Below are 21,140 nucleotides of genomic sequence, written 5' to 3' on the forward strand. Positions count from 1 at the left end.
GAAGGAGAGATTCCTGTGAAAGTCACCATCGCTGGCGTGACGCTGGACACCCCGGTCATTCTCGCGCCCATGGCGGGCGTGTGCAACCCCCCGTTCCGCCGGCTCGCGAAGGAACTCGGCGCGGGAATGGTCTGCGCGGAGATGGTCAGTGACAAAGCGCTTGTCAGCGGAAACGAAAAGTCGAAAAAGATGACCACCATTTTGCCGGACGAGCATCCCGTCAGCCTTCAACTCGTCGGGTACGATCTCGCCTCGATGGAACAGGCCGCGGAGATGGTCGGCGAGACGAACGCCGACCTCATCGATATCAACATGGGCTGTCCCGTGTTGAAAATCTGCAAGACCGGAAGCGGCGCGGCCCTCGCGCGCGATCCCAACTACGCCGCGCAAATCGTCCAAGCCGTGGTGCGCCGCGTGAACAAGCCCGTGACCGTGAAGTTCCGAAAGGGATGGGACGACGATCACGTCAACGCGGTTGAGGTGGCGCTCGCGGTCCAGGAGGCCGGGGCGCAGGCGGTCGCCGTTCACGGGCGAACGGCGAAGCAGATGTACAGCGGAACGGCCGACTGGAGCATCATTCGCCGCGTCAAGGAGGCCGTCCGCATTCCCGTGATCGGAAACGGAGACGTGGTCGATCCGATATCGGCCAAGCGGCTCATGGAGGAAACCGGGTGTGACGCGGTCATGGTAGGTCGGGCGGCGCTCGGGAACCCATGGATCTTTCGCGAAATCGCGCATTATCTGGACACCGGCGAGCTCCTGGCTCCGCCTTCGGTCGAGGAACGGCTCGAGGTGACGTTGCGGCACATGCGCATGCTGGTGGAATTCAAGGGCGAGGACATCGGCGTGCGGGAGATGCGCAAACACGCGGCCTGGTACGTGAAGGGACTTCCCGGTGCAGCGGAGGTGCGGACGGTCATCAACCAGCAGACGACCATGGCGGGCATGGAGGCCGTGTTGCGCGACTACTGCGAATGGGTGCTGCGGCGCAAAATCGCCTGAGCCTAAGCGCGGGACTCGCCACTCTGCCCTCCACTTTCGCGCGAGTTATTCGGCCTGCTCTCGCGCCGTTCGGTGCTACCGCGCTGCGCCTTAACCATCGTGATCCATGAGCCACCTTGCGGAATGAGTGAGGTGGCTCATGAAGTTTCTCGATATCACATGCGCTTGATAGACAAGCCGTATTTCTTCAGTTTTCGCACCACCGTGGATTGGCTCACGCCGAGCGCCTCCGCAATTTCATACGTCGTTCGCAAGCGACTTGCAGCATCCGCGTACAGGGCGCGCTCCAATTGTGCGAGTTGTGCAAGCGGGCCTTCGGATGAGGAGGCTTCAGACGGCGGTACCTCATCGATCCACTCGTCTCGAAGGTCCGACAGAAGAATACAATCGCCATCGCTCAGGATCACAAGGCGCCTGATGAGATGCTCAAGCTCGCGAACGTTCCCCGGCCAGGAGTATTGCTCCAGTCGCCGAATGACCGCTGGATGCACGCGCCTCACCTTTGTCTCAAACTCCGAAATGACTTGACGCAGAAGTTGTTGCACGATTTCCGGGATATCTTCCTTCCGGTTTCGCAGAGGAGGTATCTCAATTTCCACACCAGTGAGCCGATAGTACAGATCAGCGCGAAACCGTCCATCGCGCACCATCTGTTTCAAGTCGCGATTGGTCGCCGCAATAATGCGCGCGTCCACTTTGTGCACGCGCGTCCCACCGATTCGCGTCAACACGCGACGCTCGACAAAATCCAACAGCTTTCCTTGAAGATGCAGGGGCACTTCCGCGATTTCGTCCAAAAACAGCGTGCCCCCGTTGGCGAGTTCAACCTTGCCTGGTTTCCCGGATTTCAGGGCGCCAGTGAATGCGCCGCTTTCGTACCCAAACAGCTCACTCTCAAGGAGCGAGTCCGGCAGGGCTGCGCAGTTGACTTGCACGAACGGTCCGTGCTGGCGAGGGCTGATTCGATGAATCCACTCGGCCAATGTGCTTTTGCCCACGCCCGTTTCCCCGAGCAGCAGGCAGGAGATGTCCGTGCGTGCTACCCGCTTGGCGATGTGAAACACGCGGCGCATCCCTGGGCTATGCGCCACCATGTTGGGCGGCTGGTCATCGCCATCCGCCTCGCGTCGCATGGGTTCGGGCGTCGCGGCGTCGGGGCGGACGATGTCCGAGATCTCCTTTGCGGTCGAAATGACGAGGCGTATCTCGCCACTTGAATCAAACACCGGATTGGCTGTGGCCCAAAGCTGCGTGCCATCCGACGTCGTCTGCAGCACTGTGACCTGGCGGCGCAATTTCAGGGCGAGACCAATGACAGAAGGGTAAAACACACCCCGTCGCTCCAGGTCAAAGACGGATCGGCCAATCAGGTCCTCTTGACGCAATCCATAGAGCCGTTCGGCAGCTCGGTTGACGCGGATTGTGATTCCTTTTCCATCGGTGACAAACACTTCGTCAAATGCCTCGGAAAAAATCAGTTCCAGTTCCTCGTACGCCTCTCGCATCTCCTGCAGGCGCTCGGCCACCGGTCGCGTCAGGTCTGGGTGGCATTCCACCAGAAATGACTCACCGTTTGACCAAGGGTGGAGGTGTACAATCCAGTCGCCCGTCCATGACGACCGGAAATCGTCCCACGCAAATCCTTGTTCGAGAAATGGCCATGCGTCATGGGCCGCCTGATTCCAGCGAGCCAGTTGACCACGTTCGAAGATGAGGATGGGGACAGTGAGGTGTTCCATCCATGACCAGTCCTGCACGGCGAGCCCTCCGCTGCCGCGTCCTCATCGAGGGCGCAGCGAAGTAATGCAAGCGAAGTAATGCATTTGTGACTTAATTTCATTCAAGCAAGAATTGCCGCGCGCGTAAAGAGGGCTTCTGCGCCAGCCGCTCGAGCTTTGCGTTGCAGCGAGATGGCGAAGATCGGATTGATGGCCTATGTGGAATGAAATTTGCTTGCGGTTACATGGCGACGGAGAACTCCTGAACATTTGCTCGGGATGATGACGAGGAGGAATTTCATGGATACTGCCGCGCAGATCGAGGGAACAGCTCAGCTTGACCGCCGCGACCGGTTCGTGGCGCGCGGGGTCTCGAATCAAAATCCGGTCGTCATGGTTCGCGCAGAAGGAGCGCGGATGTGGGACGAAAGTGGCAAGGAGTACATCGATTTCGCAGGCGGGATCGGCGTGATGAACGTGGGCCACAGCCATCCCGAAGTCGTGGCAGCCGTGAAGGCACAGGCGGACAAGTTATTCCACACCTGCGTCCATGTGGCGCTGAACGAGCCGTATCTGGCGCTGGCGGAAGCGCTGTGCCGAATCGCGCCGATCTCGGGCGCCAAGAAGGCGCTGCTGTTAAACAGCGGTGCGGAAGCTGTAGAAAATGCGGTGAAAATTGCGCGAAGCTGCACAGGGCGTTCGGCCGTGATCGCGTTTGAAGGTGGTTTTCATGGGCGAACCATGCTGGGGATGTCGCTGACGAGCAAGGTGGATCCGTACAAGCTCGGCTTTGGTCCGTTTGTGCCCGAGGTGTATCGGATGCCGTATCCGAATCCGTACCGGCACCCGTTCGGCGCGGGCGATTTGACGGAACAGGCCATCTCGTTTCTTCGCCACGCCTTTGAGACCTACGTCGATCCAAATCAGGTAGCGGCCGTGATCGTCGAGCCGGTGCAGGGAGAGGGCGGTTTCATCGTGCCGCCGGCGAACTTTCTACCGAGGCTACAGGAGCTGTGTCGCGAGCACGGGATTTTGCTGATCGTGGACGAAGTGCAGACCGGTTTTGGTCGCACGGGGCGAATGTTTGCGACAGCGTACGCACCGGATGTGGATCCCGACATGGTCGTGATGGCGAAGTCGATGGGCGGGGGGCTGCCGATTTCGGCTGTGGTTGGCAAAGCGGACGTGATGGATGCTCCCAAGCCCGGCGGGCTTGGCGGAACCTATGGCGGCAATCCGCTGGCGTGCGTGGCAGCGCTCAAGGTCATCGAAATCATGGAGCGGGATGGACTGCCCGAGCGCGCCTGTGAAATCGGAAGGAAGAGCATGGCGTTCCTGCGCGAGTTGCAAGCGCGTCATCCGATGATCGGCGATGTGCGCGGCTTGGGCGCGATGGTGGCCATCGAGCTCGTGAAAGACCGTGCGACGAAACAACCCTATCCCGAGGCGGTGGCAAAGATTAGCCAGCGATGCTTGTCGCATGGCCTTGTCACGGTCAAGGCAGGCGTCTACAACAACGTCATTCGTCTGCTGTCGCCGCTCGTCATCTCCGACGACGAACTGCAAAGGGGCCTCGACATCCTGGCTCAAGCCATTCGCGAAACGGAAGCGGAGCTATAGGTCGAGGATGTCCAGGTGGATCGCGCGCGGGGGAGCCGCGCGCTCCTTCCTGGCTGAAGATGACTTCAGAAAATTAGCGATTCAATTCAGCGTCGGAGGAGGAATTGCATGGAGAGGGCGACGTCACTGCGCCGCACGCTGCGCCTGCCACAGGTTGTCTTCTTCGGTCTTGCGTATCTCGCGCCGATGGTGGTGTTCGCGATTTACGGCACCATTGTGGAGGCGAGTAAGGGTTTGGCGGCGAGTTCCTATCTCGTCGCGATGATCGCCATGATGTTCACGGCGTTCAGCTATGGGAAAATGGTCAAGGCTTATCCGGTTTCGGGATCTTCCTACACCTACACGCGCCGATCGCTCAATGCGCATGTCGGTTTCATGGTCGGATGGGCCATTGTTCTCGATTATGTGTTCATTCCCATGGCAATTTGGTTGATTGGCGCATCCTATCTGAACGCGGCTTTTCCCGGCGTGCCAGTTTGGGTTTGGGTGCTCGCGTTCATCGTCGTGACGACGATCATCAACCTGTTTGGCATTGAACTTGGGGCCAACCTCAATGTGCTCATGATGATGTTCCAATTGCTCGTCATCGCGCTGTTCTTGGCGCTCGGAATGGCGCACCTGGCGCACGCGGATCAGTCGTGGCTGTCATGGCGGCCGTTTGCTGCGCAAGGGGGCTCGTTCTCGGCCGTGCTGGCCGGCGCATCCATCGCCTGTTACTCTTTTCTCGGTTTTGACGCTATTACCACATTGACCGAGGAGACCTTCGAGCCGAAGCGGACGCTGCCAAAGGCCATTCTGCTCGTGGCTTTCGCGGGTGGGGTAATTTTCATTGTAGCATCCTACGTGGGTCAACTGGTCCATCCGAGTTTGACGTTTTCCAATGTCAATTCGGCTGCTTTTGAAATCGCCCGCGACATCGGTGGGACGCTCTTCAGCGCGGTGTTTCTCGCGGGCATCATCGTCGCCCAGTTCGCCTCCGGACTCTCGGCCCAGGCGAGCGCCGCCCGACTGTTGTACGCCATGGGCCGGGATGGCGTGCTGCCCAGGCGAACGTTTGCCTATCTGCATCCCCGCTTTCGCACGCCGGTATTCAACGTCGTCGTGATCGGCACAATCGCTTTGATGGCGCTTTGGATGAGCGTGGAGACGTCGACTTCGTTCATTAACTTCGGCGCGTTCTCGGCGTTCACATTCGTGAATCTGTCCGTGATTGCACACTACATCGTGCGCCAGGGACAGCGGACGGTGCGCGACTGGCTGGTTCACTTCACCTTTCCGCTGCTGGGTGCGGTCTTTGACCTCTGGCTGCTGATCAACCTGGACAAGGATGCCCTGCGGCTCGGGGCTGCCTGGGCCATATTGGGTCTCATTTACCTGGCATTCATGACGAAGGGATTCCAAAAGGCGCCTCCGGAACTGTCCATGGACGCACAGGAAGGGATCCCTGTATGAAAGCCGGAGCAAAGGTCGTGCCAGCGGCAATTCGCGTGGCGCTCGCGCAAATCGCGATTGCGGACGGCGATATAGAAGCAAATTTGGAAAAGGTGTCTCAGGTACTAGGCGAAGCAAGCGCTCAGCGGGCCGACGTTCTGCTCTTGCCGGAAATGTGCCTGACCGGGCTTGTCGCTGGCGATGCGCTGGTTCGCCTTGCGGAACCCGCGGACGGCCCGCTCCAACGTGCGATGCGCGATCTCGTCCGGCACCACGGCGTCGCAACTGCCTATTCGTATCCTGGAAGAGGCGAAAACGGGGGCTTCCATATCACAACCGAGGTCGTGGACAAAAGCGGAACGCCCATTCACATCTACCGCAAAATCCACCTGTTTACCGAAGAAAATCTGTGGTACCAGCCGGGAGACGCCATCGCACCGTTTTTCCTGTGGGATTGGCCTTCGGGTGTGCTGACCTGTTACGACTTGGAGTTTCCAGAACCGGCCCGCCACTTGGCCCTCGCAGGATGCCGCTTGCTCTTCGTGAACGCGGCCAACATGGAACCTTACGAAGGCGTTCATCGCACGTTTGCCGTGGCTCGAGCGATGGAAAATCAGATGTACCTCGTGTACTGCAATCGCGTGGGTGCGAATGACCGCTATCGATATCGTGGAAACAGCTCGGTGGTGGCGCCAGACGGGACGGTGTTGCTCGATCTCGGCCTTGGCGCAGAGGCCGTCGAATGTGTCGACGTGGAGTGGCAAGCCATCGTGCAAGCCAGGACCGCCTACGACTACTTGGCCGAACGGCGCTTTTGATGCAACGACAAGCGCGGCATGCGCCGTGGACAAGCGCCTGCGGATGCGCAGTGTCAGCTTGGCATAGCGCAGGCCAAGCGCACGCGAGACCTCGATAGCTGACTCTCTCGACCCATGGGCGTAGCGCGCCCGGCGGACGCCCATGGGTCGAACCGTTACTCCAGCGCCACGCCCTTCGTCTCTTTGCCGAGCGCCGTCACAATTACGAAACCAACGAACAGCACAGCGAAGAACACCCCAAACACCCACTCGTAGCCGAGGTGCGCTCCGAGCAGCCAGCCTGTGGCAAACGGTGCGATGGCACTGCCAAATCGACCGAATCCAGCCGCCCATCCCATGCCGCTCGCCCGGAACATCGTCGGGAACTGCTCCACGGTAAAGGCATACGTGCCTGCGAAGGCCGCGAGCATGAAGAAGGAGAGCAATAGCCCAAAAACGATGAGCGAGGCCGTGTTCCAGGCAAATCCGAATGCGAGTGCCGAAAGTGCCGTCAGAATCATCGCTGTGACGAGGGTCCGCTTGCGACCCCAGCGTTCGACAAGCCACGCGGCTGTCATGTATCCTGGAATTTGAGCGAGTGTCATGATAAGCGAGTAGCCCAAGCTGTGCACCAGCGAGTACCCTTTGTCATAGAGGACGGAGGGCAACCATAGAAACATGCCATAGTAACTGTAGTTCATCACAAACCAGACGACGGATGCCACGAGAGATCGGCGAGCCAGCTTTCGCGACCAGATGTTGCGCACGGACTCGCCAAACGTGCTGCGGCGCTGCAGTCGAGCGTACCGCGCCGCCTCAGGAAGCGCAAAGCGGAGCACGAGGGTGTAGAGGGCCGGGATGGCCCCGATGAGGAACACCACGCGCCAGCCCGAGGACGGGATGACGAAGTACGATACCAGCGCTGCGGCGAGGGATCCCACAGCCCAGAAGGATTCGAGGAACACCACGCGGCGCGCGCGGACCTCGTCTGGCGAGGACTCGAGCACGTAGGTCGTCGCCACGGGCAGTTCGCCTCCAAGCCCGAGGCCGACGAAAAAGCGCAGCACAAAGAAGATGCCGATGCCAGCCGCGAACGCGGAGAGGCCGGTCGCCAGGCTGTAAATCAGGATGGTCACCAAAAACAAAGCGCGCCTGCCGAAACGATCGGCGCAGAGGCCCGCGAGGGCGGATCCCACGGCCATGCCGAGGGAACTCACGCTTCCGACGAGGCCGGTCACCGTGTGCGTCAAGTGCCACTGCTTGGCAACGACCACGAGTACATACGACAGGATGCCCACGTCAAACGCGTCAAACAGGAGGCCGAGTCCGGAAGAGACGAGAATTCGCGCCGCGGAAACGCGTTTGACAGGCAGAGACACGGGATCGACCACTGCACTCACCTCACATTTGCGTTTACCCACGGTATATGTGCCGCATCGGCGAACGGTGACAGGCGCCCAGGCCGGGATGCCTTACGCGTGCCGTCAAGATGGCGGATGGGTGTGGTCGAGATGGAAGGGATGAAGGCGATGGGCAACCGAGTGAATTGGTGGATCGGAGCCGCGGGGAGTGGGAAATCGTCGCGAGTGGCGGAGGAGATGTACCGCGCTGCCGCGAAGCCGTTGGGGCCGCCCGTGTTCTGGGTGGTGCCGGAGTCGACGGCATTCGCGGCCGAGACGCTGCTCATGGATCGAGTGCGCGCGGCGTTTCGCGTCGAAGTGGTGACCATGCGGCGGCTCGCGGACCGCGTGTGCGCGCACGGCGGCATGGCGAGGCCACGCCTGACGCAGGTCGGCCGTCAACTCCTTCTGCGCGCGGCGTACGACCAGCTCGAGTCCGATCTCGGCCCCCTGCGTCGCGCGGTGCGAAACGCTTCTCTGTACCATCACATCTTGTCTGCCTTTGACGAACTCTCCGCGCACGGGGTGTCTCCGGAACAACTCGCGGCTTTATTGGAGATGTCCGCGGCCCGCTCCGATGAGGTGGAGGAGAAGCAACGGGCGGTGCACCGTTCCCTCGTGGGCAAGTTGAGTGATGTGCTCAAGCTTTACGTGCGCTACAGGCACCTTGCCGATGAGGCGGGGTACGGAGAGCCCGCGCTCGTCTACCTGGACGCGGTGAACGCGGCGCCCCACGTCTCCTGGCTTGAAGAGGCGTCGCTCTATTTCGATGGCTTTCACACCTTTTCGCCCGCAGAACGACAATTCATCTCCGCGCTCGCACGGCGCGCCAAGCGGGTGGTCATCACCTGGGATGACATCGGCCTCGAGGGGGTGCCGTGGGAAGCGCTGCTCAAGGAGGCGTCTTCCCCGGAGGCGTGGCCGCACCTAACCGCCTGGCTCGATGAAAACGAAGATCGATTCGCGGGTGAAGTTCAGGCTGTGGCTGCTTATCACCTGTTCGCTTGCGCGCGTGACTTTGAGCGGGACCAGCTTGAGCAAGAGGCCCACCGTATGCTGGCAAGCTCGCCCGGGGGCCGCTTCCACGCGTCGCCGCTCATCCGTCTCGAGCGGGCGCTCGCGGGCCATGCGCCGAAAGAGCCCATGGACGGCATCCGTGTGAGCGTGTTTGGCGATCGCGCCCAGGAATTGAGCGCAGTTGCGGACGAGATCGCGCACCTCGTGCAACAGGAGGGGGTGAGACCGCGGGATGTCGCGGTGTGCGTCCCGGCGCTCGATAGCATCGGGCGCGACCTCGCGGACGAGCTCGAGGTGCGCGGTATCCCGGTTTCCATCGACGTGTTCTCCACGCTGGCGGATCACCCCATCGGGCAGCTCATGCGCGGTGCCATCGGCGCGGTGAGGACCGGGTTCGATCTCGACGCCCTCGCCGGCCTCCTTCGCTGTCCACTTGTGAATGTGAAGCGGCGCGAAGCGTTCGATCTGTATGTCCGCGAACATGGCGTCAGCGGGTTTGCGGCATGGCTGGCGCCGGATCCGTGGGCGTTCGCCGCTCGCAGTCCGCGCTCGGCGTCCGGACTACGCGACGAAGACGCGGACGAAATCCGGAGACAAGTGGCCGACGCGCTTCGCCCGGTAATTCAGGTCTTTGCGCAGCCGATGGTTCGCCCCGGGGAGGCTGCCCGCGCCCTGTGGGAATTGATCCAGGCTTTTGCCGCGAAGGATGTGCTCGCGCGGTGGGTGGTTCAGGTCGGAGACGATCCCACGGGCGGCGTCATTCACGAGCAGGCCTGGGGCGCGGTGACGGCGCTTCTCGACGATCTCGCCACCCTTCAGCCCGAGGCCGAGCTGCCCGCCTACGAGGTGGCCGATCTCATCCTTGAATCCTTGCGCAACGTCCGGCTCACGCGGATCCCGCGCGACGCCGATTCCGTGTTCATATGCGATTTCGTGCGCGCCGACAACTGGTCACGCCCAAGGGTGTTCGTCGTTTCCGCGGACGACGGGTCGCTGCCTCCGCGTGTGGAGTCGAGTGGCATTCTGCGCGACGACGAGCGCCTCGCCTTTGCGGACGTGTTCCTGCGCCCGCTCGGCCGCACCTCCGAGGACGAGCGGTGTTTGCTTGCAAGCCTCCCATACCGGGTCCTGACGCGCGCTTCCGAGGAACTCGTCGTGACGTGTGCGGCGAACGAAAATGGCATCGAACGGCGTCTCACGCCGGCGCTCGCTTCGCTCATCGAAGGCGGCTTCCTGTCGATCCGCGCGGCTCGAGAAGAAGGTGCCGTCCCGGTTCACCCAGTGCAGGCCATGCGACTGTTCGCGGATGCATTGAGCCGCGTGCATACCGGGATCCCTCTCAAGCAGGTGGCACAGGAGCCGGTGGTGCAAGATGTGCTGACGCACGTATGGACGCAGCAGGTTGACGATTCCCGCTTGCAACTTGTCCTCGCGGGGCTATGCCATCGCCCGCGGCCTTGGCGCATCCCTCAGGATTGGATTCCGCAGCTATACGGCGATCCCGTCCATGTGAGCGTGAGCCGCCTGGAGACGTACGCCAAGTGTTCCTACCGCCATTTCGCTCATTATGCACTCCGATTGGAGCCGCTCGCGCTCGGGCAGGAGGTTGAGCGGGACGCAGGTACGTGGATCCACGCAGCGGTTCAGCTGGCGACACAGCGGTTGGCGGAGGACTACCCCACGCTGTCTCAACTTGGCGATGAGGAACGGGAAACGGCGCTTGTCGACATTGCCCACCAGGCGCTTCATCAAGCCGCACAGGACACGAAGCTCGAGGCAGCGCTCGGCGGGCCGGACGTAGCCGCGTATGTCGGGGAACGAAAGCGCCACTTCGAGTTTGTCGTGCGTGCCATCTGGATGCAGCTCGCGCGTGGCGAGATGCGTCCCCTCTGGCTCGAGAAGGAGTTTCGCGATGTCGAGATGGGCGTGTGGAACGGGGTGCGCGTGGTCGTCGATGGCCGGATCGATCGCGTCGACCGGTTGGAAGAGGGCGAGTTGGCGCTGTGCGTGTACGACTACAAATCGTCGGACACGAGGCTGAACCCGTCCAAGCTGTACCAAGGACTGCAACTCCAACTGCTGATGTATGCCACCATCGCCATGCGCGAGGCGGAGGCAGTGGAAGGCGCGCCTGCGAAGCTGTACGGCGCGTTCTACATGCCGCTCGCGGGGAAGCGAGACCTGTGTGACGTCCCGCCGGACCTCACCAAGGAGGCTGTGCAACTCGGCGCCTATCGCGCCAAGGGCTTTTTCCTGCGGGACGAGGAAGCGGTCCTGCGCGTGAACAAAGATCTCGCGCAGTATCGCGCCTCCGTGTCCTACAGCGACCAGTTCTCAAAAAGCGGCTGGGCCAAAAATGCGACTGCTTGGCGCGAGGACGAGTGGCAGGTGGTGCTGCATCACGTCGAGCGCAGGGCTGAGGAAGCGGCCCGAGCCATCGCCGAGGGCGAGGTGCGCGTTTCGCCCTACCATCTGAACCACCAGGACAGCGGCTGTACGAATTGCCCCTACAATGCCCTGTGTCACTTCGAGCGCGCGGATCACTTCGACCTGTATCGCGCTGTGCCGAAGCTGAAGTTTGACGACGTGATCGCCGGCGGGGAGGCGAACCGATGAGCGTGAACTGGTCGGACGAACAAAAGCGAGCCATCACTAGGCATGGAACGAATCTCGTAGTCTCTGCGGGGGCCGGATCGGGTAAGACGGCGGTCTTGGCCGAGCGAATCGCGAGTCTCGCGGAAAAGGATCCGATGTTCCGGATGCATCAGCTGCTTGTGATGACCTTCACGGAAGCGGCGGCGGAGGAAATGCGCGCACGCATCGTGCGCCGATTGGCCGATCGCGCCGCCGAGGCAGAGCAGGCAGGCGACTCCGCGAAGGCGCGCCGCTTTCGCAGGCTCACGCAGCGCGCGCAGGACGCCCAGATCTCGACGATTCACAGCTTTTGCCGCTCTCTCTTGCGCGATCACGCCGTGGAGGCAGGTCTCGTCCCGGGCTTTGTCGTGCTGTCAGGCGAGGAGGACGCGGTGCTCTTGCGCGCGGCCGCCGAGGCGACGCTCGACGAGTGGGCGCGCCATCCCGAGCGCGGGCCGCAGCTCCGTGCGGCGCTCGTTGGACTCCGGCTTCATCGGCACACGCAGGCTGTGAGCGGCGTGTTGGAATTGTGCGAAGTCGCGTTGAGCCAGGTCGATCCCGGCGCATGGCTCGCGGAAATCGCGAGGCATTACGATGCGGGCGGCCTGTGGGAGGGGCCGTTCGGCGAGGCGTTCGCGCGCTGGGCGCGCATGAACGTCGCCCAGGCGCTTCAGTCCATGCGGAAGGGGCTGGAGGAACTCGAGCGAATCCAAGCGCCGGAGACCTTGATCGAGAGCGTGCGTTCGGCAAGTTCCAATCTGCGTGAGGCGCTGAGCTGCCTTTCAGCCCCCGATTCGTCGTTTGATCCGGACCACATTTCGCGCCTCATCAACTGGAAGTCGAGTAAGGTTCCTAAATCGGATGAATATGTGCCATTTCGAAAGTGGCGAGAACGCGCGAACAAAGCCGTGGACAGGCTGCGAAAGATATTGGGCCGCGGGCGCGCCGCCCTTGAAGCCGACGTGCAATCCATGCGGCCGCACATCGAGGTGCTGACGGGTGTCGCCCGGGAGACGCTGGCGCGCGCGAAATCGCGTCGGCTTGAAGAAAATCGCCTGTCATTTTCGGACTTGGAGCATCTGGCGCACGAACTTCTCGCGAAGGACCACGGGGTACGCGCTGCACTTCACGCGCGATACCGGTACGTATTCGTCGATGAATACCAAGATACGAGCCCGATTCAGGATGCCATCGTCGACGCCGTCGCGCCGCCAGGGGGGCTGTTCCTGGTAGGCGATGTGAAGCAGAGCATCTACGGCTTTCGCATGGCCGAGCCCGAGCTGTTTCTCGACCGATACCGCAAGTATGCGCAGAAGGGCGGTGGCGAGGCCATCGACCTTACGGCCAACTACCGAAGCCGATCCGGCATCGTCCGCTTCGTCAACTACCTGTTTGGGCAACTGTTTCGCGCGGACGTCGCGGGATTCGACTACGCGGACGGGCACGAGATGAAACCTGAGGCGGCCTATCCAGGCGACGATGGCGAGCCGTGTCCCGTCAAGATCAAGCTGTTCTTTTCCGGGGACGAGGAAGTTCGGGGTAAAGAGGCCGAGGAGGACCAGGAAGGGGCGGACAACAGTCAGGCAGGCGATGGAGAAGACGACGAGCAGGTGGCGCGCGAAAAACTTGAGATAGAAGCCATGTGGGTCGCGGACCAGATTGCCCAGGCGGTGGCACGCGGAGAGAAGGTGTACGATCGCGCGGGGAAGACGTGTCGCGAATTGCGTTATCAGGACGTGGCCATCCTGCTTCGCGCTGGCGGCGAGAATCTGAACACCGTGGTGCAGGTGCTTGCCTCTCGCGGCATCCCCGCAGTGGCCCGGTCCTCGAGCGGCTTCTTTCATGCGATGGAGATCCGTTGGGCGATTTGCCTCCTCACTTCGCTTGACAACCCGCTTGACAGCCTGGCGCTCGCCGCGGCGCTCAAGTCGCCGTTTGTGGGTCTCTGCGACGAGGACCTCGCCGCCGCGCGGCTCGTTCGCCCGCGCGGACCGCTGTGGCACGCGCTGCGAGAAGCTGCGCGCGACAACCAGGCCGCGCGAGATGCACTGCGCTCCGCGGTGGAGCGCTTCGAGCGCTGGCGCGGCCTCGCCCGCACGCTGGCGCCCGGAGACCTCCTGCGCGAGATCGCCCGCGAGGTCGAGATCGACCTGTATCTTCGCGCCATGCCGCGCGGCGCCGTCCGCGCGGCGAACCTCGAGCAGCTGATTCGACTGGCACAGTCTCACGCGCCTCACGCCGGCGATCTCTACCGTTTTCTCGCCATGGTGCGCGGGCTCGAGGAGGCGGACGTCGATCTCGGCCACGCGCAAGGGGCGGTCGGGGACAGCGTGGGGGTCATGACCATTCACGGCTCAAAAGGGCTCGAGTTTCCGCACGTGTACGTACTCGGGATGGGCCGGCAGTTCCCGCATAACCCGCGTACGCTCGCCCTGCATCGCCGGCTCGGGATTGGGGCGACAATGCGCGACCCAAAGGCGGGCGTACACTGGAGGACCATCCCTTCCATCGCCGTGGAACACGCCAACCTCGAGGCTTCGCGGACAGAAGAGGCGAGGGTCCTGTACGTCGCGCTGACGCGCGCCAAGGAGCGCCTCGTGGTGGTGGGGCACGCGGGCGACGTGTCGAAACTCGCGGATGCCGCGGACGCCCTTGACGACGAGGGACGCCTGACACCAGAGGCCCTTGTCGACGGGAAGTCCTACGCATCCTGGATCGTGCCTGCACTCATGCGCCATCCAGACGGCGCGTGGCTCCGGAAAGAGGCCGGTGAGGTTCGCGCCCCCGTGCTTCAGGTCTCCGGCGCTCGCTTCGAACTCGAGGTGGAGGTCAACGGCATGCCGCAGGGACAGGCGGCCAGTGAGCCGCCATCGCCCGTGCGCAAGGCGCCACTGCCCTGCGCCCACGAGGTGGCGGACGAACTGCGCCGCCTGTGGCAAGGCGGGTCGTGGGAACGCGCTTTGCGCATCGAGACGCACGAGCGGGCTCCTCGCGTATCGCTGCCAAGCAAGCTCACCGCCACCGACATCCGACGCCTATTTGCCGAGCGAGAGCTTGAAGCGCACGGGCGCCCTGCAGGAGGTGTGCTGGACGATCCGGCCTTTGTCCGCCCGTCCGGTGCTTCGCCTCGCGAGCGAGGCGTGGCGTTCCACGCGTTCATGCAGCGGGCGCCTTTGCAGGCCTACGCGATCCCAGACGAGGTGGTGCGCGCGGCGCAGGCGCTGCTCGAGCAAGGCCTGTTGGATGCGCGCATGGTGGCGGCGCTCGATCCTGCGGACGTCATCGCGTTCTTTGCCTCCCCTCTGGGACATCGCGTCCTGACGGCGGATGAGGTGTACCGCGAGCAGCCGTTCTTCTACCGCGTCGACGTGCGCACCGGCGACGAGCAGGCGCCGGTGGTGGTGCAGGGGGTCATCGACTGCTTGATCCGGGACGCGCGTGGGTATGCCGTGATCGACTACAAGACGGATCAGGCGAGGGATGCGGCTGACATCGACCGCTTGGTCCGCGCGTATGAACCGCAGGTGGCGACCTATGCGGCGGCGGTCCTGGAGGCCGTTGGAACGGAGCCGGAGGTGTACCTGTATTTTGTTCATGCGCGCGAATGCCGATTGACCAGGACGCGCTTTTTGGGATCCCGCCTGCAGGAATGGGTGGAGCGCGCTTGAGATTCCTCCATTCACCTCGAATGGACGAGAAAATCCTCGGAATCCACACATTGATCGTTCTTCCTGTCTCCGATATAGTCAGGAGAGAACGCACTTCTGGCGTTCGAGTCGGGGGACAGGGGGAGGATGTATGGCGGTTTCGCCGCACGCGATGGTTTGGGTCTTCGGCATCATGCTGATTGCGATGGTCGTGGTGGGCGTACCCACCTATATCTACGCGGCCATTGTATTTTATCGGGTGCTCAAGAAGACGGGCGTCAGCAAGCCTTGGGCGGCCTGGATTCCTTTCTACGGAATGATTAAGATGTTGAACGCCATCGGCATGCGCGGGTGGTGGATCCTGCTGCCCACCGTCATCTCGCTCATCGGGGTGGGCATCTCCCCGCCGGGCATCGGTCACTCGTTCACATGGGTGACCATCCTCACGGGGACGCTTTCTGGAATCATTTTGGCGGTGTGGTACGCCAAACTGTTTCGCGGGTTTGGCATGAGCCCCGTCTACGCGTACTTTTACGCGGGCGTGGGCATTCCCGTTTTGAACCTCATCTGCATCATTGTCGTGTTCGTGGGGCTGTCTATCATCGCGTTCCGAAAAGGCGTGGTGTGGTGGGGCGTTCGTTGACGACATCCATCGCGGCCTCGCCCGAGCGCCACATCAAGATGGGCGGCCGAGGCAGTGCCTTGGCCGCCCGTTGGACTCTTACGATCCGATCACGTCCCGCGCCCCAGCATAGTGGGCCACATAGTACGGATTTTGAAACACGTTCTGCACAATGACGACACCTTCGCCGTTGTGAGCGGACGACGACTCGATCATCGACCCGTTGCCCATATAAATGCCGACGTGCGTCACGTGGTTGGCGTACAGGGAAGCGTAACTGTCTGTATCGCTGAAAAAGAGAAGATCGCCCGGTTGGAGGCTTGACTGGCTTACAGGTGTTCCCACGGTGGCCTGATCGTGCGACTCCCTCGGCAGTTGGATTCCGAAGTGTCCGAACACGTACTCGACAAATCCTGAGCAGTCGAAGCCAGTCTTGGGCGAGTCTCCGCCCCAGCAGTAAGGCGTGCCGAGGAACGATTTCGCATACGTCAGAATTTCCTGTCGAAGCTGTGCGAGATTGGCCGGGGTCTGGCTGGAGGTGGATGGATCCGAGCTGGCCGAGGTTCCGCTTGAGCTCGCTGTGCCTGTCGAGGTTGGGGGAACGGCTGCCGTGTTGGCCGCGGGAATGGGCAGGAACAAGGTCTGTCCGACCATGAGGTCCAGCGGGTTGATTCCCGGATTTGCCTGCAGGATGGCCGAAACCGTGAGGTTGTGCGCCTGCGCGATGAGATAGATGGTGTCACCGGGCTGGACGGTGTAGGTCGTCGGCAGGGTCACCGTCTGGCCTGCGGCGATCTGGTTCGGATTGGACAGTTGGGGGTTGGCGAGTTCCAGAGCCGTGAGTGGCAGGTGACGAGCCTCCGCGATGCGGTACAGCGTGTCGCCCTGGCGAATGGTGTACGTGGCAGGCTGATGAACTGCGGCCGCGAGCGCTGTGGCGGGGCCGAGCGCGGCGAAGGTGAGCGTCAGGGTGGCGAACATCCGGGCGCTCCGAAGTCTCATGCTCTCCATCCTCTCGAAATCGAAGGTTTTCGACAACGTTCGATTTCGAGGCGCCCTCGGGGGACTCCTTTATGTAAATGAAACCAGAGAAAAAGCATCCAAAACAATAAAATCCAAATGCCCGGCGCCGATCTCGCCCCAGTTCGGCACCGGACATCTCGATCAGTAGTTCGCGAGGCGGCTCTGGACGCGATCGTCCATCAGCCACTTGCGCATGGAAGCGGCAAGCTTCGGGTCCTCCAGGCCAAAGGCCAAATTCGCCTTGAGCCAGCCTTCGAGGTTGCCGATGTCGTGCCGGACGCCTTCGAATTGATATGCATCGACGAGGCCCATCGCGGCGAGCTTCTGCAGGGCGTCGGTGAGCTGGAGTTCGCCGCCGTGCCCGATGGGCGTCTGCTCGAGCGCGTCGAAGATCGACGGAGGCAGTATGTATCGTCCGAGCACCGCGAAATTCGAAGGCGCTTCGGCCTCGTTGGGCTTCTCGATGAGTCGCCTGACCGGGAACGGTTCTGGACCCACCACGATGCGGGCTGGCTCAATGATTCCATACTTCGACACGTCCGCGGCCGGGACGGGTTGGACACCGAGTAGAGCGCGCTCTGGATCTGCGTATTGTTTCATGAGCTGGCGGACCACCGGCTCTTCCGACTGGATGATGTCGTCGCCGAGCAGCACGGCAAATGGCTCCCCACCCACGAACGATCGCGCACAAAGAATGGCGTGCCCCAACCCGAGTGGCGTCTTCTGGCGCACGTAGTGAATGTTCACCAAGTCCGAGATGGCCTGCACCTCAGTCAGCATGTTGGACTTTCGACTTTGCTCCAGGTGCAGTTCCAGCTCGGGCGACCGGTCGAAATGGTCCTCGATGGCCTTCTTGGCTCGCCCGGTGATGATGAGGATCTCTTCGATTCCAGAATAAACAGCCTCTTCCACGATATATTGGATGCATGGCTTGTTCAGGATGGGCAGCATTTCTTTCGGCACGGCCTTGGTGGCCGGGAGCATACGCGTGCCAAAGCCCGCGGCCGGGATGACCGCTTTTCTGACCTTCATCTTCTTCACCTCTGCGATGTTTCGCACAAATCGGCCTGTCCTCCATATTTTAGCCATCTTGCGACGCGCGCGCCACGCCTGTATCTGGAATTCAAACCAACCCGAGCGATGGTACCCATCCTCGTGTCCAGGCGACCGGGACGGTCGCGCCCCGCGCAAGGTGATGGCCGTCCATCCTCGCGATGGCGTTCGTGGACACGAGACCCGCCAGGCTTCCCGAAGACTGTTTGTCCTCAGGTTGAAAAATGAGCGTGGCGCTCTGGAGGCGCAGTCGGCCGCGGAGCACGCGCGTATGTTTGACCGGTTTCATGTGCACGTCGCCATCCAGGACAGCCATGAGTGGAAAAGGGCGCGCACCTTGCACACCCAGCCAGCGCATCACGAACGGCACCACGAGCGCGTGGAACTGCACATATGCCGCTGCCGGATTGCCCGACAGGCCAAACGCGAATCCCTTGGACGTGGGCCGCGCAAGCATTGGGGCGCCTGGCCGCATCCAGATGCGCTCAAACAGAAGCGGAGCATCGACGTCGAGAGCTGCGAGGGCGGCCTTGGCGTAGTCCGCGTCTCCGACCGAAGCACCGCCAGTCAGGATGAGCAGATCCACCTTCGCGGCGAGGCGTTTCGCCGCGGAGACAATCGCGTCGAGATCGTCAGGCGCATGTTCAACCGCGGCGATCTCGACGCCGAGGCGAGACAAGGTGGACTGGAGAAACGCGTCGGTGGCCGCGTAGACGTGACCGGGCGGCGGTCCGCCTTCCGCATGAGGCTCTGTCACCAACTCGGACCCCGTCGCCAGCACGGCCGCGGCGAGCGGCCGCGGGCACGTATATTGGTGTACGCCCGCGGCGCGGAGGACGGCCTGCGTCTGGCCGTCGACAAGCTGACCCGCGCGGGCTATGACGTCGCCGCGCCGCGCGTCGTCTCCCTGAGGCTGCACGGACTCCCCTGAGATCACGGGCCGGAGCAGGCGAATCCCATCGTCTTCCACAGCCACCCACTCTTCGCGAACCACGGCCGCAGTCCCTGGCGGCACGGGGGCACCCGTGCGAACGCGCACGGCCTGTCCTGGTGTCACGGAGACGCTCAAAGCGTCACCCGCGCGGACGTCGCCCACCACGCGGAGGGGGGCATCGCCCCGGAGGTCCGCCGCGTGGATGGCGTAGCCGTCCATCATGGAACGAGAGAACGGCGGGAGATCGACGGCTGCCGACACATCGCGGGTCAGCCATCGAGGTTCCACAGGATTCCAGACGTCGGTTGGGATGTTAATCGTCGCGGGCACATGGCGCTCAAGGCGCGCCCATGCTTCGTCAAACGTGACGAGTTCCATCGATTGCGCCCTCAGCTGTTGAGCACCTGCTCAACGCGCGCCAGCACGTCTTCACTCAGCGCAATGCCTGAAGCCTTCGCGTTTTCTTCCACCTGTTCTGGGCGGCTTGCGCCGACAAGCGCGCTCGCCACGTTGGGCAGGCGCAGCGTCCACGCGAGGGCGAATTGCGCGAGCGTAAGCCCAGCTTCGTTCGCCAAGCCTTCCAGCTGCTCCACCTTGCTCAGGATCTCGTCCGTCACCTTCATGAACTGGTTGACACCCGGCGTCGCGAGGCGTGAACCTGCCGGCGCTGGTTGGCCCTTGCGATATTTGCCCGTCAGCACGCCTTGGGCGAGAGGAGAGAACACCACCTGGCCGATGCCCGCCGTCTCGCAGATGGGAACGACAGCCGCCTCAATGTACCGCTCAAACATGTTGTAAATGGGTTGGCTGGCGGCAAACTTGTGCAGTCCGAGCTCCCGTTGCAGCCGCACGCCCTCCGCAATCTTGTCCGCGGGCCACTCGCTGAACCCCGCGTACAGGATCTTGCCCTGCGCAATGAGATCGTCCACTGCGCGCAGGGTTTCCTCGAGATCCGTCTCCGCGTCGTAACGGTGGAAGTAAAAAATGTCGATGTAGTCCGCGCCGAGCGCCTTCAGGCTCTGATGCACCTGTTCCACGACGTGTTTCCTGCTGAGCCCGCGGTCATTGGGCCCCTGTCCGACGGGCCAAAACGCTTTCGTCGTGATCACGTAGCTCTCGCGCGGGAATGGCGCCAGCGCCTCGCGCATGACTTCTTCCGCGGCGTGGGGCTTTGCGCCGTACACATTTGCGCAGTCAAAGTGGTTGATCCCAAGCTCGTATGCCCTATGGACGCAGGCAATGGCCTGTTCCCGCTCGGTCACGGTTCCGTACGTGAGCCAGCTGCCGAGCGCGATTTCGGACACCTTCAGTCCGCTCTTTCCAAGTCTGCGGTATTTCATGGTGCGGACACCTCCGCCCCCATTGTACTGGCTTTTTCTGCGAAGGCCAAACAACCCACTCTGGCGGAACAAGCACAGGATTCCGCGCGCCGGCGTCGAATCCTTGTCACGACATCGACTCGACGGGGAGGACACGACGTATGGATTTGCGCGCGCTGCTGAGTTTGAAAGCGCTTGATGACGTGCGGTCCGCGCTGTTTGTAGGGCCACACCCAGATGACAACGAGGTGGGCGCAGGCGGCACGATGGCGAAGCTCGTGGCCAAGGGATGCAGAGTCGTTTCGGTGACGGTCACGGACGGGCGCCACGGCGCGTTAGGCGAGGTCGATCCCGCCCATCTCGCCCACCGGAGGCAGGAAGAACTTGAGGCGGCCTGTACGGTCCTCGGTATCCAGGAACACATCGCATTCGGTTTCGAAGACCTCGGCTCGTACACCGAGGTGGACGTCGTCGAGAAGCTCGTGCCGGTGCTGCTCGACATTCGCCCCGAAGTTGTCGTCACCGTGGATCCATGGACGCCCTACGAGGCCCATCCTGATCACATCAAAACGGGGCGCGCCGTGGCGGAATGCGCCATTCGCCTCGCAAGTCTCAAGGTGTCGCAAGCCCTGCCCGCGTATGTTCCGCCGATGTTTGCGTTTTACGCAAGCGCGTATCCGAATGCGGCTGTCGACGTGACGGATCATTGGCACAGCAAAATCAGAGCTATCGAGGCCCATGAGAGTCAGTTTGCCACGCCTGAATGGCCGGCGCTAAAGGCTTACTTTGACTTTCAGGCGCGGGAGGCGGCCAAACGATTCCTGGATGACGCGGGGGGCAGCCGGCTCGCAGAGGCGTTTAAAGTGTTGTCGCCTCGCCAACTCCACTTCTTTCCCGATGCCATCAGGAGCTGAAACGGAGGC

The 21,140-nt window shown here is 62.3% G+C and carries 14 protein-coding genes; 8 read left to right on the forward strand and 6 right to left on the reverse strand.

What is annotated here, in order from left to right:
• Positions 1–15: 15 nt before the first annotated feature.
• Complete coding sequence (gene dusB / locus AMA01_RS01065; protein ID WP_067845967.1) at positions 16–1,002, forward strand: tRNA dihydrouridine synthase DusB; 987 nt, start codon at positions 16–18, stop codon at positions 1,000–1,002.
• 155 nt (positions 1,003–1,157) lie between these two features.
• On the opposite strand, the gene AMA01_RS01070 is transcribed toward dusB, so the two are convergent.
• The gene (locus AMA01_RS01070; RefSeq protein WP_067845970.1) at positions 1,158–2,759 is read right to left on the reverse strand and encodes a sigma-54 interaction domain-containing protein; all 1,602 of its coding nucleotides are present in this window, start codon (positions 2,757–2,759) and stop codon (positions 1,158–1,160) included.
• 261 nt (positions 2,760–3,020) lie between these two features.
• Here AMA01_RS01070 and gabT point away from each other — a divergent pair, with 261 nt between their 5' ends.
• From gabT to AMA01_RS01085, 3 genes are all read left to right on the forward strand, one after another.
• Positions 3,021–4,340 carry a 4-aminobutyrate--2-oxoglutarate transaminase gene (gene gabT, locus AMA01_RS01075; RefSeq protein ID WP_067845973.1) on the forward strand — a complete coding sequence of 440 codons (1,320 nt, stop codon included), beginning with the start codon at positions 3,021–3,023 and terminating at the stop codon, positions 4,338–4,340.
• 108 nt (positions 4,341–4,448) lie between these two features.
• Positions 4,449–5,792 carry an APC family permease gene (locus tag AMA01_RS01080; protein WP_067845976.1) on the forward strand — a complete coding sequence of 448 codons (1,344 nt, stop codon included), beginning with the start codon at positions 4,449–4,451 and terminating at the stop codon, positions 5,790–5,792.
• Positions 5,789–6,589 carry a carbon-nitrogen hydrolase family protein gene (locus AMA01_RS01085; protein ID WP_082743850.1) on the forward strand — a complete coding sequence of 267 codons (801 nt, stop codon included), beginning with the start codon at positions 5,789–5,791 and terminating at the stop codon, positions 6,587–6,589. The genes AMA01_RS01080 and AMA01_RS01085 overlap by 4 nt, the downstream gene beginning before the upstream one ends.
• 155 nt (positions 6,590–6,744) lie before the next feature.
• On the opposite strand, the gene AMA01_RS01090 is transcribed toward AMA01_RS01085, so the two are convergent.
• The gene (locus tag AMA01_RS01090; protein ID WP_067845979.1) at positions 6,745–7,959 is read right to left on the reverse strand and encodes an MFS transporter; all 1,215 of its coding nucleotides are present in this window, start codon (positions 7,957–7,959) and stop codon (positions 6,745–6,747) included.
• An 87-nt stretch (positions 7,960–8,046) separates the two neighbouring features.
• Here AMA01_RS01090 and AMA01_RS01095 point away from each other — a divergent pair, with 87 nt between their 5' ends.
• The 3 genes from AMA01_RS01095 to AMA01_RS01105 all read left to right on the forward strand — a co-directional run bounded on the left by AMA01_RS01095 (position 8,047) and on the right by AMA01_RS01105 (position 15,909).
• Positions 8,047–11,601: a PD-(D/E)XK nuclease family protein gene (locus AMA01_RS01095; RefSeq protein ID WP_231862763.1), complete on the forward strand. Its 3,555-nt coding sequence runs from the start codon at positions 8,047–8,049 to the stop codon at positions 11,599–11,601.
• Positions 11,598–15,287: a UvrD-helicase domain-containing protein gene (locus tag AMA01_RS01100; RefSeq protein ID WP_067845982.1), complete on the forward strand. Its 3,690-nt coding sequence runs from the start codon at positions 11,598–11,600 to the stop codon at positions 15,285–15,287. Before AMA01_RS01095 ends, AMA01_RS01100 begins: the two co-directional genes overlap by 4 nt.
• A 130-nt stretch (positions 15,288–15,417) precedes the next feature.
• Positions 15,418–15,909: a hypothetical protein gene (locus tag AMA01_RS01105; protein WP_067845984.1), complete on the forward strand. Its 492-nt coding sequence runs from the start codon at positions 15,418–15,420 to the stop codon at positions 15,907–15,909.
• Between the two features lie 78 nt (positions 15,910–15,987).
• Here AMA01_RS01105 and AMA01_RS01110 read toward each other — a convergent pair whose 3' ends face one another.
• The 4 genes from AMA01_RS01110 to AMA01_RS01125 form a co-directional block, all read right to left on the reverse strand.
• The gene (locus AMA01_RS01110) at positions 15,988–16,890 is read right to left on the reverse strand and encodes a C40 family peptidase (protein ID WP_067845987.1); all 903 of its coding nucleotides are present in this window, start codon (positions 16,888–16,890) and stop codon (positions 15,988–15,990) included.
• A gap of 162 nt (positions 16,891–17,052) precedes the next feature.
• Positions 17,053–17,943 carry a UTP--glucose-1-phosphate uridylyltransferase GalU gene (gene galU / locus AMA01_RS01115; protein WP_067846136.1) on the reverse strand — a complete coding sequence of 297 codons (891 nt, stop codon included), beginning with the start codon at positions 17,941–17,943 and terminating at the stop codon, positions 17,053–17,055.
• A 91-nt stretch (positions 17,944–18,034) separates the two neighbouring features.
• A complete protein-coding gene (locus AMA01_RS01120) occupies positions 18,035–19,276 on the reverse strand; it encodes a molybdopterin molybdotransferase MoeA (RefSeq protein ID WP_067845991.1) in 1,242 nt (413 codons plus the stop codon).
• A gap of 11 nt (positions 19,277–19,287) precedes the next feature.
• A complete protein-coding gene (locus tag AMA01_RS01125) occupies positions 19,288–20,238 on the reverse strand; it encodes an aldo/keto reductase family protein (RefSeq protein WP_067845994.1) in 951 nt (316 codons plus the stop codon).
• A gap of 140 nt (positions 20,239–20,378) precedes the next feature.
• On the opposite strand from AMA01_RS01125, the gene AMA01_RS01130 reads away from it, so the two are divergent.
• Positions 20,379–21,131: a PIG-L deacetylase family protein gene (locus AMA01_RS01130; protein WP_067845999.1), complete on the forward strand. Its 753-nt coding sequence runs from the start codon at positions 20,379–20,381 to the stop codon at positions 21,129–21,131.
• Positions 21,132–21,140 lie beyond the last annotated feature (9 nt).

Origin of the sequence: Alicyclobacillus mali NBRC 102425 (assembly GCF_001570745.1) — a bacterium.
GTDB lineage: Bacteria > Bacillota > Bacilli > Alicyclobacillales > Alicyclobacillaceae > Alicyclobacillus > Alicyclobacillus mali.